Annotated in this window: 17 protein-coding genes; 6 read left to right on the forward strand and 11 right to left on the reverse strand. The window is 74.7% G+C overall.

Annotated elements, in window-relative coordinates; translation table 11 throughout:
* Nucleotides 1-138 precede the first annotated feature (138 nt).
* Nucleotides 139-1,434 (reverse strand): glycosyltransferase, encoded by a 1,296-nt coding sequence (locus ABT048_RS07890; protein WP_350520435.1) that lies wholly within the window; start codon nucleotides 1,432-1,434, stop codon nucleotides 139-141.
* Between the two features lie 355 nt (nucleotides 1,435-1,789).
* On the opposite strand from ABT048_RS07890, the gene ABT048_RS07895 reads away from it, so the two are divergent.
* Both ABT048_RS07895 and ABT048_RS07900 read left to right on the forward strand, forming a co-directional pair.
* A complete protein-coding gene (locus ABT048_RS07895) occupies nucleotides 1,790-2,428 on the forward strand; it encodes an ATP-dependent Clp protease proteolytic subunit (RefSeq protein ID WP_350520436.1) in 639 nt (212 codons plus the stop codon).
* A gap of 1 nt (nucleotide 2,429) precedes the next feature.
* Nucleotides 2,430-3,032, forward strand: a complete 603-nt coding sequence (locus ABT048_RS07900; protein WP_350520437.1) for a ClpP family protease — start codon at nucleotides 2,430-2,432, stop codon at nucleotides 3,030-3,032.
* Between the two features lie 150 nt (nucleotides 3,033-3,182).
* On the opposite strand, the gene ABT048_RS07905 is transcribed toward ABT048_RS07900, so the two are convergent.
* On the reverse strand, nucleotides 3,183-3,632 hold the full coding sequence (locus ABT048_RS07905) for a helix-turn-helix domain-containing protein (protein WP_350520438.1): 450 nt from the start codon (nucleotides 3,630-3,632) through the stop codon (nucleotides 3,183-3,185).
* A gap of 84 nt (nucleotides 3,633-3,716) precedes the next feature.
* Nucleotides 3,717-4,208, reverse strand: coding sequence for a DUF6882 domain-containing protein (locus ABT048_RS07910; RefSeq protein WP_350520439.1), 492 nt, complete (start codon nucleotides 4,206-4,208; stop codon nucleotides 3,717-3,719).
* Nucleotides 4,209-4,469: 261 nt separating this feature from the next.
* Here ABT048_RS07910 and ABT048_RS07915 point away from each other — a divergent pair, with 261 nt between their 5' ends.
* The gene (locus tag ABT048_RS07915; RefSeq protein WP_350520440.1) at nucleotides 4,470-5,153 is read left to right on the forward strand and encodes a lysophospholipid acyltransferase family protein; all 684 of its coding nucleotides are present in this window, start codon (nucleotides 4,470-4,472) and stop codon (nucleotides 5,151-5,153) included.
* A gap of 107 nt (nucleotides 5,154-5,260) precedes the next feature.
* On the opposite strand, the gene ABT048_RS07920 is transcribed toward ABT048_RS07915, so the two are convergent.
* Nucleotides 5,261-5,980, reverse strand: coding sequence for a DUF2278 family protein (locus ABT048_RS07920; protein ID WP_350520441.1), 720 nt, complete (start codon nucleotides 5,978-5,980; stop codon nucleotides 5,261-5,263).
* Between the two features lie 320 nt (nucleotides 5,981-6,300).
* On the opposite strand from ABT048_RS07920, the gene ABT048_RS07925 reads away from it, so the two are divergent.
* Nucleotides 6,301-7,413, forward strand: a complete 1,113-nt coding sequence (locus ABT048_RS07925; protein WP_350520442.1) for an ABC transporter substrate-binding protein — start codon at nucleotides 6,301-6,303, stop codon at nucleotides 7,411-7,413.
* Nucleotides 7,414-7,467: 54 nt separating this feature from the next.
* Here ABT048_RS07925 and ABT048_RS07930 read toward each other — a convergent pair whose 3' ends face one another.
* From ABT048_RS07930 to ABT048_RS07940, 3 genes are all read right to left on the reverse strand, one after another.
* Complete coding sequence (locus tag ABT048_RS07930; RefSeq protein WP_350520443.1) at nucleotides 7,468-7,881, reverse strand: hypothetical protein; 414 nt, start codon at nucleotides 7,879-7,881, stop codon at nucleotides 7,468-7,470.
* A gap of 168 nt (nucleotides 7,882-8,049) precedes the next feature.
* The gene (locus ABT048_RS07935) at nucleotides 8,050-8,847 is read right to left on the reverse strand and encodes a DUF1963 domain-containing protein (RefSeq protein WP_350520444.1); all 798 of its coding nucleotides are present in this window, start codon (nucleotides 8,845-8,847) and stop codon (nucleotides 8,050-8,052) included.
* Nucleotides 8,848-8,938: 91 nt separating this feature from the next.
* Nucleotides 8,939-10,228: an alpha/beta hydrolase gene (locus ABT048_RS07940; protein ID WP_350520445.1), complete on the reverse strand. Its 1,290-nt coding sequence runs from the start codon at nucleotides 10,226-10,228 to the stop codon at nucleotides 8,939-8,941.
* A 101-nt stretch (nucleotides 10,229-10,329) separates the two neighbouring features.
* Between ABT048_RS07940 and ABT048_RS07945 the strand changes: the two genes are divergently transcribed.
* A complete protein-coding gene (locus ABT048_RS07945; protein ID WP_350520446.1) occupies nucleotides 10,330-11,292 on the forward strand; it encodes an ArsR/SmtB family transcription factor in 963 nt (320 codons plus the stop codon).
* A gap of 25 nt (nucleotides 11,293-11,317) precedes the next feature.
* Here the strand turns inward: ABT048_RS07945 and ABT048_RS07950 are convergent, their stop codons facing one another.
* Both ABT048_RS07950 and ABT048_RS07955 read right to left on the reverse strand, forming a co-directional pair.
* On the reverse strand, nucleotides 11,318-11,758 hold the full coding sequence (locus ABT048_RS07950) for a hypothetical protein (RefSeq protein ID WP_350520447.1): 441 nt from the start codon (nucleotides 11,756-11,758) through the stop codon (nucleotides 11,318-11,320).
* A 131-nt stretch (nucleotides 11,759-11,889) separates the two neighbouring features.
* Nucleotides 11,890-13,080 (reverse strand): CapA family protein, encoded by a 1,191-nt coding sequence (locus tag ABT048_RS07955; RefSeq protein ID WP_502893983.1) that lies wholly within the window; start codon nucleotides 13,078-13,080, stop codon nucleotides 11,890-11,892.
* A gap of 232 nt (nucleotides 13,081-13,312) precedes the next feature.
* Here ABT048_RS07955 and ABT048_RS07960 point away from each other — a divergent pair, with 232 nt between their 5' ends.
* Entirely contained in the window at nucleotides 13,313-13,531 is a 219-nt protein-coding gene (locus ABT048_RS07960) for a hypothetical protein (protein ID WP_350520449.1), read from the forward strand.
* Between the two features lie 58 nt (nucleotides 13,532-13,589).
* On the opposite strand, the gene ABT048_RS07965 is transcribed toward ABT048_RS07960, so the two are convergent.
* Together ABT048_RS07965 and ABT048_RS07970 are read right to left on the reverse strand one after the other, a co-directional pair.
* Complete coding sequence (locus tag ABT048_RS07965; RefSeq protein WP_350520450.1) at nucleotides 13,590-14,072, reverse strand: ATP-binding protein; 483 nt, start codon at nucleotides 14,070-14,072, stop codon at nucleotides 13,590-13,592.
* A gap of 2 nt (nucleotides 14,073-14,074) precedes the next feature.
* Nucleotides 14,075-14,296 (reverse strand): hypothetical protein, encoded by a 222-nt coding sequence (locus ABT048_RS07970; RefSeq protein ID WP_350520451.1) that lies wholly within the window; start codon nucleotides 14,294-14,296, stop codon nucleotides 14,075-14,077.
* Nucleotides 14,297-14,468: the final 172 nt, after the last annotated feature.

Here is a 14,468-nt window from a genome sequence, read left to right on the forward strand (position 1 = left end):
GGTTCGTCAGGCCCCGAGGTCGATCGCGCGACAGGTACGTACTACGTGGCAGTCATCAAAAGTCCATGCGGGCGATCATGATCGAGAGGGCGGCCCGCGGCAACCGAATTTCCCCGGGCCCGATCGGCTGGACAGCTCTCAGTAGTTCTGGTTCTCGCTCTCCGTGGTCAGCCACTGGATGTGCTCGTGGAACTGGCGCCCCGCGGTCTGGAACAGGGCGTGCTCGCCGGTCCGGAGGCTCTCGACGCCGAACTCCTCGCTCAGGTGCTGGTCCACCACCTTGATGAGCCCGAACGGGCCGGTGGCCGCCGGGCCCACCATGTGCAGCTCCTCGGCGTCCATGCCGGACGTGTCGGCGGCCACCTTGGCGATCATCCGGTCCATCACGGCGGAGTTCTTCTGCGCGGCGATGAAGTGGTTGCCGTAGCCGCCGGTGTCCAGCAGGTACTGGGCCGCGATCCGGACCTGGTCGCCGACGGGCAGACCGGAGGCGTGCCCGGCCCCGGCGCTGTCGAGGGTGCCCTTCAGGCTCTTCGAATCGCGGATCAGCGGGCCGAGCACGGGGACGTCGGTGTCGCGGAGCTGGGGCTTCGTCCGCTGCAGGTCGATGCCCCCCGAGCCCAGGTCCACGTCGGCGTACACGCCGCCGTGCTTCTTCAGGATGCTGTAGCGGGCGACGTCCGAGGCCAGCGGGTACGCCTTCTGATTCCCCGTCGTGGCGGTGGTGTAGATCTCCCGCACCCGGTCGTCGAGCGCCTCCTCGATGCTCCGGAACTTCAGCTTCCCGGTCAGCTTGACACGGAGGGTGTCACCGGTACGCCAGGTGCTGTTCCGGTCGGTCCACAGGTTGATGCTCCAGTCGGAGTTCTGCGCCCTCGCCGCCCAGCTGACGATCTGGTCGAGCGCGGGCTTGCTGATCGGCTGCCCGATCCAGATGAAGTGGACCTCCGGCGGGATCCTGGGCCGGTCGTCGGCGTGGTTGCCCGCGACCGCCGTCCGCAGGGCGTCGAGGTAGTCGGGCACGGGAGAGAGCTCGGCCAACCGCTTCAGGAGCAGCTCCACCGCCTCGTGGTTCCCCTTCGCCAGCGAGGTCAGGGCGTAGTCGAAGACGTCGTCGGCCTGGTCCGAGTCCAACGGCTGCCGCCCCGCCCCGTCCTGGCCCTCGCGGGTCAGGTTCAGCGGAGCCCGCTGCACGGCGGTGCCGTGGTCGGCCGCGCAACCGGGACCGTGCCGCTCCTGCTCCATCATCCGGGCCACCGCGGCGTTGCCCACCGAGCGCTGCAGGGCCGTCACCTCGCCCGGGCTGCGCGGCCGGCCCGGTGCGGGCGCCGCGGACACCGCCGGAGCCGCCGGTACGGCCGGCCTGCGCCCCGCCTGCCGGGATCCCCGCTCCGCGGGTGCCGACCGCTGCGCCCCGGTGACGTGTTCGCGCATCGCGTGGTTCTCCTCGATCGTGCCCGGGGGCGAGCGGGTGCCGTGGGTGGGCGGGTGCCGCGGGTGGGTGTCCGGAGGCAGTAGAGCAAGTCCGCGTACGCGCCACCAGGGCCCCGCGGCTGTCGTGGGGGCAGAGCCGTCTGCCCGTCCGGGCACGGCGTGGGCCCGCTTGGCCGGTACGGGGCTCCGACGGCGGTGATGCGGGCGGGGGCGGACGGCGCGGGTGCTGGTGCGGGCGGGGGCGGAGGTGCTCTGCCCGTGGCGAATCTGCGGCGGGCAGAGAAACCGTACCCGCGGGCCGTCCCGGGGCAAGGGTGGAGAACGACGGAACATCAGCCTCGACCGAGGAGACCGGATGACTGCACTCGGCACGCTCTCGCCCCACGCGGACGAGGGCGGCACACCGCCCAGCCGCTTCGACGACCAGCTCGCGGCGCAGCTGCTCGCCCAGCGGATCGTCCTGCTCGGCACCCAGGTCGACGACGTGTCGGCCAACCGGGTGTGCGCGCAGCTGCTGCTGCTGTCGGCGGAGGACCCGCACACCGACATCTGCCTGTACATCAACAGCCCCGGCGGGTCGGTCACCGCGGGCCTCGCCATCTACGACACCATGCGGCTCCTCCCGAACGACGTCTCGACGCTGGCGATGGGGTTCGCCGCCAGCATGGGCCAGTTCCTGCTCACCGTGGGGGCGCCCGGCAAGCGGTTCGCGCTGCCGAACGCGCGGATCATGATGCACCAGCCCTCGGCCGGCATCGGCGGCAGTGCCGCCGACATCGTGATCCAGGCGCAGAACCTGCAGTACACCAAGAAGGCCATCGAGCGGATCACCGCCGAGCACACCGGGCAGAGCGAGGAGACGATCGCGCGCGACGGCGACCGCGACCGCTGGTTCACGGCCGAGCAGGCCAAGGAGTACGGGATCGTGGACCGGATGGTGGAGTCGCTCACCGACATCCGCCCGGCCGTCTCGCGCCGACGGATGGGGCTGTGACATGGGCTCGTACACGGTTCCCTACGTCATCGAGCGCACCGCGCAGGGCGAGCGGTCCTACGACGTCTTCAGCCGGCTGCTGAACGAGCGGATCGTCTTCCTCGGCACCGAGATCGACGACGGCGTCGCCAACGTGGTCATCGCGCAGCTCCTCCACCTGGAGTCGGAGAACCCGGAGCGCGAGATCTCGATCTACCTCAACTCGCCCGGCGGATCGTTCACTTCGCTGATGGCGATCTACGACACGATGACCTTCGTGCAGGCGCCGATCTCCACGTTCTGCGTCGGCCAGGCGGCGTCGACGGCGGCGGTGCTGCTGGCCGGCGGGGATCCCGGGCGGCGCTTCGTGCTCCGGCACGCGCGGGTGCTGCTCGGCCAGCCGGCCAGCGGCGGGCGGCAGGGGACGGTCTCCGACCTCAGCCTCGCGGCCGAGGAGGTGGTCCGGGTCCGCGCGCAGGTGGAGGAGGTCCTGTCCCGGCACACGCACCACGACGCGGCGACGCTGCGCGCGGACATGGACCGGGACAAGGTGTTCACCGCCGAGGAGGCCGTCGCCTACGGGCTGGCCGACGCGGTGCTGAGCCGACGGGCCGCGCTCGTCTGAGCCGCCTCCGTGTGAGTGGCGATCGTCTGAGCCGCGTCCGTCTGAGCCGCGGCGTGGACGGCGGCCGAACCGGCGGCCGAACGGGCGACCGAACCGGCGGCCGGTACGACGGGGGTGTACCGGCCGCCGCTTCGGGTGCTCCGGCGGACGTCAGGCGGCGAGGCAGAGCCCGTCGTACTGCGCCGTGGGCGTGGTGCGCCCCAGGCCCGTCCGGCCGGTCCGGGCCGTACGGCTGCGGGCGTACCGGGCCAGGTCGTCCTGGGCGAGCGAGAGCAGGTCGCCGAGGCCGAGCCCGAGGGCCCGGGCGGCGGCCGCGAGCACCTCGGAGGAGGCCTCCTTGCGGCCGCGCTCCAGCTCCGACAGGTACGGCATCGAGATCCGGGCCTCCTCCGCGACGTCCTTCAACGTGCGTTCCTGGGCCAGCCGTTCGCGGCGCAGCACACCGCCGACGAGGTCGCGCCACAGCGGCTCCCTCGGCGCGGGCTCCGGTGCGGCTCCGGCCGGCCGCTGCGGGGCGCGGGCGGCCCCATCGGGCGCGGGCGGCGAGGCCTGCCGGCGCAGGGGGATGACGCGGGCTTCGTTCGGCGCATGAGTGCTCACCCCCTCAGCCTAGGGATCCGCGGCGCCGAGGGAAGACGGCGGCGTTCTGCCCTGGGTGAAGCCGCGCGGACTCGGGGGCGGGCGTCACCGCGGTTCGGGGACCGGCGCCAGGTCGTGGACCAGGAAGTGGAGTTGCACGTCGTCCGTCGAGTCCGCCCACAGCCCGTCGGCGTCGAGCACCGACGCCGCGACCATCCGCGCCTCGGCGACCAGCTCCGGGTGGTGGTCGAAGCCCGGCCACGGAAGGACGGGGTAGTCGTTCGCCTCGCCGAACCGCCGCACCCGCTCGATGTCGCCCAGGACCGCCGGCGGCAGCGAGTCGTTGGCCCAGGACCACAACCAGGTCTGCCGGGCGAGGCTGACAGTGCCGATCATCGTGAGCCGGCCGGTGAGGAACACCGCCCCGCCGCGGGACCAGGTGATCCGCGCGTCGTCCATCGACCAGTGGTACTGCACGTCGTCGCCCGACAGCCCGAAGCGCTCGACCATGAGGGCCTGCCGCGCGTGGGCACGCTCCCGGGCCGCGAACACGACCTCCTCCCAGTCGGAGTGGTCATGCTGCGCGTGGTCGTCCACCGGGCCTCCTCGTACGGAACTGTCGGCGGGATCCTCCCACCCGGGCTGCTGCTGCCGACCAGTGGGTCCGGGCCGGCTGTGGGTGCGGGCCGGCCGGGTGCCGGGCGGGTCGGTACCCGGTCCCCACCCGGTCCCGTTCTGAGTACCGCTACTCAGGCGGCCGGTGGCGGTGCCCGGCGAGGATGGCGGTGCCGCGCCACGGAGGGCGAGGAAGGCCGCGAAGGCCATGCAGGCCGCGAAGGCCAGGAAGGAAGCCCCGCCATGCTCAGCAGGATCGCCGGTGCCCTGGTGCCCGTCCTCGGTCGTCTGTCCGTCACCTGTGAGGTGGCCGGTCCGGTCGCGCCGGGCAGCATCGTCGCCGCCAACCACAGCTCGCTCGCCGATCCGGGCGTGGTGCTGGCGGCCCTGCGCAGGCTGGGCACCGAGCCGGTGGTGATGGCGACCGCCGGGCTGTGGCGGGTGCCCGTGCTCGGCGGGGTGCTGCAGGCAGGCGGTCACATCCCCGTCCACCGCGGGACGGCCAGGGCCGCCGCCGCCCTCGACTCCGCCGCGGCGGCGCTCGCGGCCGGCCGGGTCGTGCTGATCTACGGCGAGGGCGGCCTGCCGAAGCGCCGGGACTCCGGTGACGCGCAGCCCGGTGCCTTCCGTACCGGTCTGGCCCGGCTCGCGGCGGCGAGCGGCGCCCCGGTGGTGCCGCTCGGCCAGTGCGGCGCCCGCCGCCTGAGCTCCGGCAGCGCCGCCAAGCAGCTCGCCGGCTTCGCCACCGCCCCGCTGCGGCGCCCGGCCCTGCACGTCCACCTCGGTGCCCCGCTCCACCTGGAGGGCGACGTCGCCCAGGCGACGGCTGCCGCCCACCACGCCGTCACCGCGGCCTGGCACGCCGCCGAGCGGCACCTGTCGGGCGACCTCGGCCCGGCCGGGAGGGCTGTCGGCCGGGCCGCGTGAACCCGCGGACGGGAGGTGCGCTCGGCCGCCGGAGTCCCGATCGCGCCCGGTCTGCGGACTCGGGGTCGGCCGGGCTGCTGTCCGCCGGAGACGCGCCGCCGGGGGCGTCAGTGGGGGTGGCCGGCGTCGTCCGTGGTGAGGACCTGGGTGTTGAACCTGACCTGCCAGGCGACCACCCACCCGTCGGTGTGCTCGCACACCACGGCGCCGTCCTGCCAGGTCCCGTTGTCCTGGTACCAGGGGCTGCCGACCGGGTCGCCCTGGTTGAGGTGGACGTCGTGGACTCCCAGCCCGTCGTCGAAGCGCTGCCCGAAGACGTAGATCCGGCTCGCGGCCCGGACGTGCGGGAGCAGGACGTCCAGCGCGTTGTCGCCGTTGCTGCTCACCCACGGGAAGGCGCGGACCGGGAGGCCGGCGGCCAGCCGGTCGGCGAGGTCCGGTCCGTACGCGGGGGAGCCGGGCGCGGGGCGGTTCAGGGCGATGCGGGCCTTGCGGAACAGCGCCGCCGCCTCGGCGAGCCACGCGGTGTCCTGGAGCATCGGGCTGCGCGCGTAGTCGAGCGCGCCGGAGTCCGGGGTGGAGGCCAGCGGGTGGAACCCGTCGGCCAGGGCCCGGACGGCGGCGATGCGGTCCACCGTCAGGTCGTCCACCAGCCGGTAGGAGACCCCGACGTCGGTCGGGGCGTCGACGTCGAGGGCGGTGGGGCAGAGGCCGTCGGGCGTGGCGAGGGTGAGGTGGCCGTGGTACCAGTGCCCGAAGTGGTGGGACGGGTCCCGGGTGAACGAGTGGAAGGTGCCGGCGGCCACGCCGTAGAGGGGGAGGGGCATGCCACCAGGATCCGGTCCGACGCCGCTCCCACCCAGCGGGTACCGGCCGTGCGTGTGACGCCCGGCCGGCCCACCCGGCGGCCCCGGCGGTCCCGTGGGACCTCGCGGACCCGGTGGCGCGCCTGCGGACGCCCGCCGTAATTCGCTTGCCCGGCGCCGGTGGTGGTGGATGCAATGTCCGGCATGATCCCGCAGGTGCGCGCGCCGCGGAGGTGAGGAGCGCGGCGGGGCTGGGCGGACGCGGACGACCGGGACTCGCCGCTCCGCCGACGTCGCCCGCGCTGCCTGCGACCGAACCGTCAGGCGGGAGACGCCCACGCATGAGTACCTCACCATCGTCGTCCGGAGCGGCGCACCCTGACGGATCTCCGGTGCGGATCGGCGCTCTCGTACCGCTGACCCGGCCCGGCTGGGTCGAGGCCGGGCGGCACGTGCTCGCCGGGCTGGAAACCGCCGTCCGCGAGGTCAACGACGGCGGCGGGATCGCCGGAAGGCCGCTCGAACTGCTGGTCCGGGACACCGCGGCCGATCCGCAGCGGGCCGAGGCGGCGGTGGAGGAACTGGCCGGCCTCGGCGTGGCCGCCCTGGCGGGGGAGTACCACAGCGTCGTCGCCCGCGCCGTCGCCGCCAGGGCGGACGCCCTCGGCCTGCCGTACCTCTGCTCGTCGGCGGTGCTCGACGCGCTCGTCGAGCAGCCGACGCCGTGGGTCGCGCGGCTGTGCCCGGCGCAGTCGCACGGCTGGCGCACCTACGCGGACTTCCTCCTCGGCGCGGGCCACCGGCGGATCGCCGTGGCCGTGCAGCCGAGCGTCTACTGGGCGGCCGGGACCCGCATCCTGCGGGAGCACGTCGCGGCGCAGGGCGGCACCGTCGTCGAGCTCGACGCGGTCGCGCTCGCGCCGGACGCCGTGTGCGAGGAACTCGTCCGGCACGAGGCGACGGCCCTGCTCCTCCTGGTCGGTCAGCCGGATCCGGCCGTGCCGATCGTCAGGTCCGTCCGCCGCGACCCGCGCCTCGCCGGGGTCCTGATCGGTGCTCCGGCCGGGCAGCCGGAGTTCGCCGAATGGGCGGCGCTGCTGGGCGACGACGGCGCGGCGATCCCGTTCCTGCGCTACCTTCCCGAGCAGCTGGGCCCGCTGGGCACGCGCGTGGAGGCGGCCCTTCGCGAGCGGCTGGGCGAAGCGCCGTCCTTCGTCGCCTTCGAGGGCTACGACACGGTCACCGTCCTCGCCGAGGTGCTGCGTTCGCACGGTACGGACCGGGCCCGGATCGCCGAAGCGTGGCCGCAGGTCAGCGTCGAGGGCACCCGCGGGCGGATCCGGTTCTCCCGCACGCCGGGCGTCGACGTCTGGCAGTGGGCGTGGCCGCCGGTCCAGGTCGTCGACCGGGATCCGGCGGCACCCGACCGCTTCCGCGTCCTGCACTCCGGCTGAGCGGACCCGCGGGCACCGGCCGGCCCGGACGAACGGGCGGCCGACGCCGCGAGGTCAGGAGGAGTACGGGCCGCCGCTGTGGATGTCGACGCAGGCCCACACGTTCGGCGTGTCCGTGAAGGAGCCGCACAGCCGTCCCCAGGCGACCTCGATGTCGGTCCACTCCGCGGTGATCCGCCCGTCGCGGGCGGTGCCGGTCATCCGCTCGTGGACCTCGACCTGGTGGTCGCCCTCGTGGAGGACCGCGGTGGACTGCCTTGCCCTGCCCGGGTTGGTCCAGGTGACCGTCAGGTGCCGTGCCCAGTCGTCGTGTCCGTCGACGGCGATGCACACCTGCGGGCCGGACCAGTTGTGGGTGCAGGCGTCGCCGCTGCGCCGGCCCGCGGCGACGGCCGGCGTGGCGGTGGCGAGCAGGACGGCGGCGGCCGCGGTGGCGAGTGCCGCGGCCCTGGTGACGGCCTGGTGCATGTGAGCCCCTTCCCCTTCTTCTGCCTGCGGTGCGCCCGCGGGGCGTTCCGGCGGGCACGGGGGTGAACGAGCCGGGTGCGGGGTCCGTTGCGGGTGGTCACCCGGTCGGGCACGCGCGGCTCGGCCGGGCACGCGCGCCGCTCGGCCGGCCACCGCGGACGTGTCCGCTCAGCAGCAGTGGCCGGCGGCCTCGGCCCTGCCGAAGTCTCCCGCGGCGAACGCCCCGGCGGGGATGGTGAAGTACATCGTCCCGGCGTCGCCCCAGCCCCATCCGAGGTCGGCGTCCTCGGCGAGCTGGAGCAGGTGGACGGCAGGGCCGTCGTCGTCGCGGGCGGTCACCGTGGACGTGTACGAGGTGTCGGGCCAGCCGAACGCGCAGTGGTGGCCGGCGGTGTTCCCGTCGAGGTCGTCCATCGCGTCGAGGACGAGCGAGGGTGCACCCCAGTGCCGGTCCCGGTCGTACGGGAGGTCGTCGTTCTCAAGGTCCCAGCTGTCCGGGAGCATGGTCACCGGGACCGCGTGGACGGGCCGAGCCGGGTAGCGGCGGGCGGGCTCGGGGGCGCTCGTGGTGACGGCCCGCGCGGGATCGGCGGGAATCACCCGCCACGCGTCGGGACTGTACGCGTCCAGCGCGCTGTACTCCTCGTACGGCACGTCGGGATCGAGGTGGAAGAAGTTCAGCAGGCCCGGCCGGACAGGCAGTTGGTCCCCGAGCCAGCCGGCGAGCGCATCGGTGTCGAGCACGGCGTGCAGCGACAGCGGGACGCCCTCCAGGGCCGGCCACGGGACGCCCGGTTCCAGCAGCGCGTCCCCGCCGAGCCGGGACCGCCCGGCGGCGGGGGCCTCCGCCGAGGCCGCGACCAGCCGGAACCCGCGCCGGGCCATCGCCGCGAACCGCCGCCCGGCCTCCGGGCCGAGCCGCTCCACACACAGTCGGCGCATGACGGCCGGGTCGTCGAACTCCATGCGGCGATCCTCTCAACCCCCGCGCACCGCACGGCCCCCGGCCCCCCGGGGCAGCGTGGCCCCCGGGGGGCCGGGCCGTTTGCGACGCGTGTCAGCGGTCGGCCAGGTGCTCCGCGAAGAACCGGCGGACCGTGCGGCGGACCTCCGGGACCGAGACCGTCGGGCTGACCGTGCCGATCGACGCGCTTCTCGCCGCCGCCGTCATCAACCCGGCCGCCTGGAGCCGGGGGAGCATCGCCGCGTAGTCGGTGAACACCCAGTGGTTGCCGTCGGCGATGCACGCGCTGCGGACCCGCCGACCCGAGCGCGCGGCCACGGCCGACCAGGAGCGGTCCAGTTCCCGCCGCCGGTCGAACCCCTCGCTGCCGAGCAGCAGCAGGGGCCGGTCCGTCCCGTGCACCGCGACCGGGAACGGTTCGGGGCCAGCGCCGGGCCCGGCCGGCGGGTGGTCCAGGTAGCCCTCCAGGTTGATCGCGGCACGCACCCGCCGGTCCTCGTCCATCACCTGGGTCACGGCGCTCCCGCCCGCGGAGTGCCCGTACACGCCGAGGCGGCGCAGGTCGAGCGTCTCGGCGAGCCCGCGCGGCAGGGGGAGGTCGGCCGCCCGCCCGAGCCGGTCGAGGACGACGTGCAGGTCGGCGATCCGGGCGTCGATCATCGTGCGGGCCACGGCCGGCTGGTCCCGCGGGTCGCCGCGGAAGACGGTCGTCCGCACGGTGTCCGTCCGGTACGGCGTGACGTCCGGGAAGCGGACCGCTGCGGCGTCGCCGGGGTGGTCGACCGCCACGACGACGGCGCCGTGGGCGGCCAGGTCCTCCGCCAGGGACGTCCCCAGGCCGCGCGGGTCGCCACCGCCCGGGCTGTACACCAGCACCGGCCACCGGCCCGGCAGCGGCGGGGCGCCCTCGAACGCGTGGGACCGGGTGGCGCCCCAGTCCACGCCCGCGGCGGGCAGGTGGAGGGGGCCGAGCGGGGCGATCGCGCCGAACGCCGCTGCGGCCTCGGGTGGCAGTTGCGGAGCGGGAGCCGGGCCGGTGACGTCGCGGGCCGGGTAGAAGACCGTCAGCATGAGTTCCCGCACGGGGATCCCGGGGTCCCAGGGGTCGCGCCGGGAGCCGTCGACGAGGTACACCGGCTGACACCCGACGGGGTGGCGGCCGGTGGGCGCGGGCAGGGTGAGGACGACGTCACCCCCCTGGGTACGGTCGCCCCCCTGGGTACGGTCGTCGGTGCGGGTACGGTCGTCGTCCTGGGCACGGTCGTCGTCCTGGGCACGGCCGGTGGCGTGCGCGCGGCCACCGGCGCCGAGCACCAGCGTGGCGGAGCCCAGCAGCACCGACCCGGTGACGGTGCGTCGGCTGATCGAGGAGTCGTTCGTCATGCGGCGCATGCTGCCCCGCCCCGGGCGGCGCGCGCGATCGTTTAGGTTCGAGGCTCAAGGATGGCGCCCGGACACCGTCGGGGCCGACGAAGGGGGGCGCCGTGCTCCGGATCCGCTTCACCCCCGACGACCTCGCCCGGGTCACCCTCGCCCCCCGGCCGGCGCCGCTCCAGGAACTCAACGTGGCCCTGACGATGATGTGCCGCCGGGACGGCGACCTGCTCCACGGCGCGTGGCGGCGCCGGGCACTGCGTGCCCTGCCGAACGTCACCCTCCCGCTCGCCGACCTCGTCCCGGCCGGGCTGGCCCCGAGCTTCCTCGACGTGCCGGCGGACTCCCTCCCGGACGCCCTGGAACAGGTCCGCTCGGTCCCGCCCGAGCTGGTCGGCGCCCAACTGGAACGCGTCTACGCACCCGTGCGCACGCCCGCCCCGGCGTGGATCCACGACCTGCACCGCGGCGACGCCGAGGCCTGGAGCCTGGTCCAGCGTGCCCAGCAGACGGCGTTCCAGGTGCTGCTCGGCCCGGTCTGGGCACAGGTGCAGGACCTGCACCACGCCGAGTTCGTGCGCCGGGCCGTGCAGCTCGCCGAGGGTGGCGTCGGCGCGGTGCTGGCCGGGCTGCTGCCCGGCGCCCGCCTGCGCGACGGCGTCTGGGAGATCCCGGGCGGGCCGCGGGAGATCCACCTCGGCGGGCGCGGGCTGCTCCTCCTGCCCACCTTCCACTGGACCGGCGGGCCGCTGCTGTCCGACCTCCCGGACCGCCCGGTCGTGGTCACCTACCCGGCGGGCGCCGGCCTCCCGCCGCAGCCCGACGGCTCCGCCGGCCCCGAGGCGCTGGCCAGGGTGATCGGGAACACCCGCGCCGAACTGCTGCACCTGCTGGCCGAGGAGCGCACCACGACCGAACTCGCCCGACGGCTCGGCGTCAGCGCCGCCACGGTCTCGGCCCACACCGCAGCGCTTCGCGGCGCCGGCCTGATCTCCACCGCCCGCGCCGGCAAGGCCGTCCTGCACCGCCGCACCGCACTCGGCAGCCTGCTGCTCCGGCCGGGCACCGGGTGACCCCCGTGCCGCCGACCGGTGGTGGTCAGGCGTGCGCGTGGGGGACGGGTTCGCCGGTGACGGCGTCGGTCAGCGCCCGGGTGCCGAGGGGCTGGTGCAGGACGGCGGTGAGCTCGGCGATGCCGCCGTCCTCGCACCCGATGTTCGGTCCCGAGGCGTCGCGGCGCCTGAGCAGCAGCGTGACCTTCGAGCCGGTCTCCCGCGCCACCAGGTCGGGCTTGTAGTCGCAGCCGCTCCAGGCGACCTCCATCGTGATCGTGCGGTCGTCCGCCGCCACGGCGGTGTTCTTCGTGGACGGGTCGGCGAGCGCGATGCGGCGCAGGACGGACGCGTTCCGCCGCTTGTACGGGAGCGGATAGTCGGATTCGGCCTCACCGCCGCCCCACACCGCGTAGCACGCCGCCACCCCGACCCCGATCAGGCCGACCACGGCCAGCCGGCGCCTGTCGCGCACCGTCAGTTCCACGTCCCCGCCCTCCCCCTGTTCCGGAACAGGGTAGGCCTGCCCCGGCGGCGGATCCGACAGCGGCCCGACAGCGGTCCGGCGGCGGTTCCGGCGGCGGTCGGACGGTGGTCGGACGGCGACGGCGTTTCCGCTCAGGACGCCATGGTCAGTCCGGCCGACGCGCCGCCGCGGCTCAGCACGACCGACCGGATGTGGTCCAGGGCCCGGGCGTAGTCGCTGCGCCCGGGGTCGTGGCGGACGGCCTCGGCCAGGTCGAGGACCCGGTAGGGCGGGCCGAGGTCGGTCAGCTGCGGGACGAACTCGGCCTTGGTGACGGCCCATCGCTGCCCCGGTCGCGTCGGCGGGGAGAAGGTGAAGCGGGCGATCGAGCTCCAGTTGCCGCGCGGGTCCTCGGCACCGGTGTGGTTGAACATGTGCCCGGCGAGCTGGTCGCCCATGCCGTAGACCGTCCAGGTGTCGTTGATCTTCTCGTACGCCTGCGGGATGTGGGCGTGGGTGCCGAGGACCAGGTCGACGTCGGGCAGGCCGGGGCTCTGCTCGGCGGCCAGGTCGCGAGCGAGTGTCAGCTGCTGCTCGTCCGGGGTGTCCTGCCACTCGGTGCCCCAGTGGAGGCTGACCACGACGATGTCCGCCCCCTGCTCCCGGGCGGCCCTCGCGTCGGCGAGGATCCGGTCCCGGTCGATGAGGTTCACCGCCCAGGGCTGCCCGTTCGGCAGGGGGATGCCGTTGGTGCCGTAGGTGTAGGCGAGTTGGGCCACCGTGGCGCCGCCCGCCGTGAGCAGCGCGGGGCGGCCCGCCTCGTCGGCGCTGCGCGCGGAGCCGGTGTGCTTCAGGCCGACGGCGTCCATGGCGTCGAGCGTGTGCCGGATGCCGGCCGGCCCGTCGTCGAGGGTGTGGTTGGAGGCGGTGTCGCAGGAGCTGTAGCCGGCGTCCTTGAGCGCCCGGGCGACCTGCGGGGGCGACTTGAACGACGGGTAGCCGGTGAAGGGCCCGCCGTCGGCGCCGTACACCGTCTCCATGTGGCAGATGGCCAGGTCGGCGGCCCCGATGACCGGTTTGACACCGGCGAACATCCGGCTGAAGTCGTACCCGTCGCCGCCGGCGTCCTCCATGGCCTGCCGGATGATCTCGGTGTGCGGCAGGACGTCCCCCGTCGCGACCAGGGTGAACGCCCGCGGCCCGGTCGGGGTCGGCGTGGCCGCGGTGCTCGGGTCCCGCAGCGGCGACGGTACGGCCTGCCGTCCCTGCGGCGCCCCGCACCCGGTGAGGGCGAGCAGCAGGGCGGTGGCGGCGGTGAGGATCTCTCGGCCTTTCAGACGCATCATCGGCTCGTCCCACGATCGGCTGGTATGAACGCTCCCGACTATGCGAGCCCTCGGCCGCCCGGCGCGGAACCCGCGCCCTGGGATCACCCGACGGGGCCAGCCGCCGCCCGGGAGCGCCGTCCCCCTGCGACGACCACACGTCGCTGCGCCCGGACGAGGCGCCGCCCGGGCGCGCAGGTCGCCCGAAACCGGTTGATGGCTCCGCACCGGGAGCGGGATGCTGCCCGTGATGAACGCCTTCACGTACGCCGATCCGGCCACGCCGAGGGGCCGGCTCCAGCGCGGCCGGGGCCTCGGCGCCCGCCGCGCGCGGAGCACCCCGGACGACGCCGACCTCGTGTACGAGTGCGTCGTCTCCGACAGCCGGTGGGACCGGCAGACCGAGAGCCGCGACTCCTACCTGGCCCGGCTGGTCCACCGGCTGGACCTTCCCCGCCGCGCGCCGTAGGAGGTGGACGGGCGCGTCCTGAGGCCCGCCCCAGCAGGGGTGGGGCGGGAGCGTGAGGTCACACGGCGGTCTGGAACTCGCCCAGTGAGGCCAGGAGGAGGGCATTGCCCTCGGGGTCGGGGTGGGGGCCGATCACGGCCCACATACGTTTGCCGGTCGGCCAGCACTCGCAGCCGCTCGACTCGGAGTAGGAACGGACCAGGAGGAGGCCGCGCCCGGACTCGTCGTCGGGACCGGCGGAGCGCGGGACCGGCTCCTCGCGGCTGCTGTCCATGACCGCCACGGCGATGTTGTCGCCGTCCCGCCACATCTCGGCGTCGATCAGCCCGGAGTCGCTGTGGACGGAGGAGTTGGTCACCATTTCCGTCAGGACCAGGAGGACGCCGAACGCCTGATCGCCGTCCGGGTCGAGACCCCAACGGCGGAGAACGCGCGTGACGTTCACCCGGAGAGAGCCGATGGCGTCGGGCGCACAGTCGACCGTCCAGGCGGCTCGCGTGATGCCCAGCGGGTGTCGGGGGCTGGGTGGTGCCTCGGTCACGGTTACCACCTCTGCTGGGCGGGTCTGCGCAGCCTGGTCGCGAGCTGACGGAACACCCTCGCGCGGGCCCAAGCCTTGCTCTTGGACGGGACGTAGAGGATGCGCCCGTCGGGGCTGGCGTCCGGCGAGGGGACGGTCATGCCGAAGGCGTGTGCCGACCTGCGCCGGTGGCGTCCGCGCGGGCTGACGACGGGCGGCTGTGCCGGGGGGATGAGCTGGTTCACCTCTGGTCTTGCCTCTCCTAGGAGTGGAACCTCCCGGGCCCCCTGGAGTGGGTGGGGGCCCGGGAGGTCACCGGCTACTCGTCGCCGTGGTTCTCGTTGTCCTGGGTCTCGGGGTCGTGGTTCTCGTGCTGGTTGCCGTTGCCGTTGTTGTTGCCGTCGCTCATCGACGTGT

It is taken from the genome of Kitasatospora sp. NPDC096140 (assembly GCF_040303045.1).
Taxonomy (GTDB): Bacteria; Actinomycetota; Actinomycetes; order Streptomycetales; family Streptomycetaceae; genus Kitasatospora.

Excerpts from the sequence above, each read along its gene's own strand:
- ABT048_RS07890 (WP_350520435.1), bottom strand. The coding sequence starts at position 1,434 with ATGCGCGAACACGTCACCGGGGCGCAGCGGTCGGCACCCGCGGAGCGG.
- ABT048_RS07895 (WP_350520436.1), top strand. The coding sequence starts at position 1,790 with ATGACTGCACTCGGCACGCTCTCGCCCCACGCGGACGAGGGCGGCACA.
- ABT048_RS07900 (WP_350520437.1), top strand. The coding sequence starts at position 2,430 with ATGGGCTCGTACACGGTTCCCTACGTCATCGAGCGCACCGCGCAGGGC.
- ABT048_RS07915 (WP_350520440.1), top strand. The coding sequence starts at position 4,470 with ATGCTCAGCAGGATCGCCGGTGCCCTGGTGCCCGTCCTCGGTCGTCTG.
- ABT048_RS07920 (WP_350520441.1), bottom strand. The coding sequence starts at position 5,980 with ATGCCCCTCCCCCTCTACGGCGTGGCCGCCGGCACCTTCCACTCGTTC.
- ABT048_RS07925 (WP_350520442.1), top strand. The coding sequence starts at position 6,301 with ATGAGTACCTCACCATCGTCGTCCGGAGCGGCGCACCCTGACGGATCT.
- ABT048_RS07930 (WP_350520443.1), bottom strand. The coding sequence starts at position 7,881 with ATGCACCAGGCCGTCACCAGGGCCGCGGCACTCGCCACCGCGGCCGCC.
- ABT048_RS07935 (WP_350520444.1), bottom strand. The coding sequence starts at position 8,847 with ATGGAGTTCGACGACCCGGCCGTCATGCGCCGACTGTGTGTGGAGCGG.
- ABT048_RS07940 (WP_350520445.1), bottom strand. The coding sequence starts at position 10,228 with ATGACGAACGACTCCTCGATCAGCCGACGCACCGTCACCGGGTCGGTG.
- ABT048_RS07955 (WP_502893983.1), bottom strand. The coding sequence starts at position 13,080 with ATGCGTCTGAAAGGCCGAGAGATCCTCACCGCCGCCACCGCCCTGCTG.
- ABT048_RS07960 (WP_350520449.1), top strand. The coding sequence starts at position 13,313 with ATGAACGCCTTCACGTACGCCGATCCGGCCACGCCGAGGGGCCGGCTC.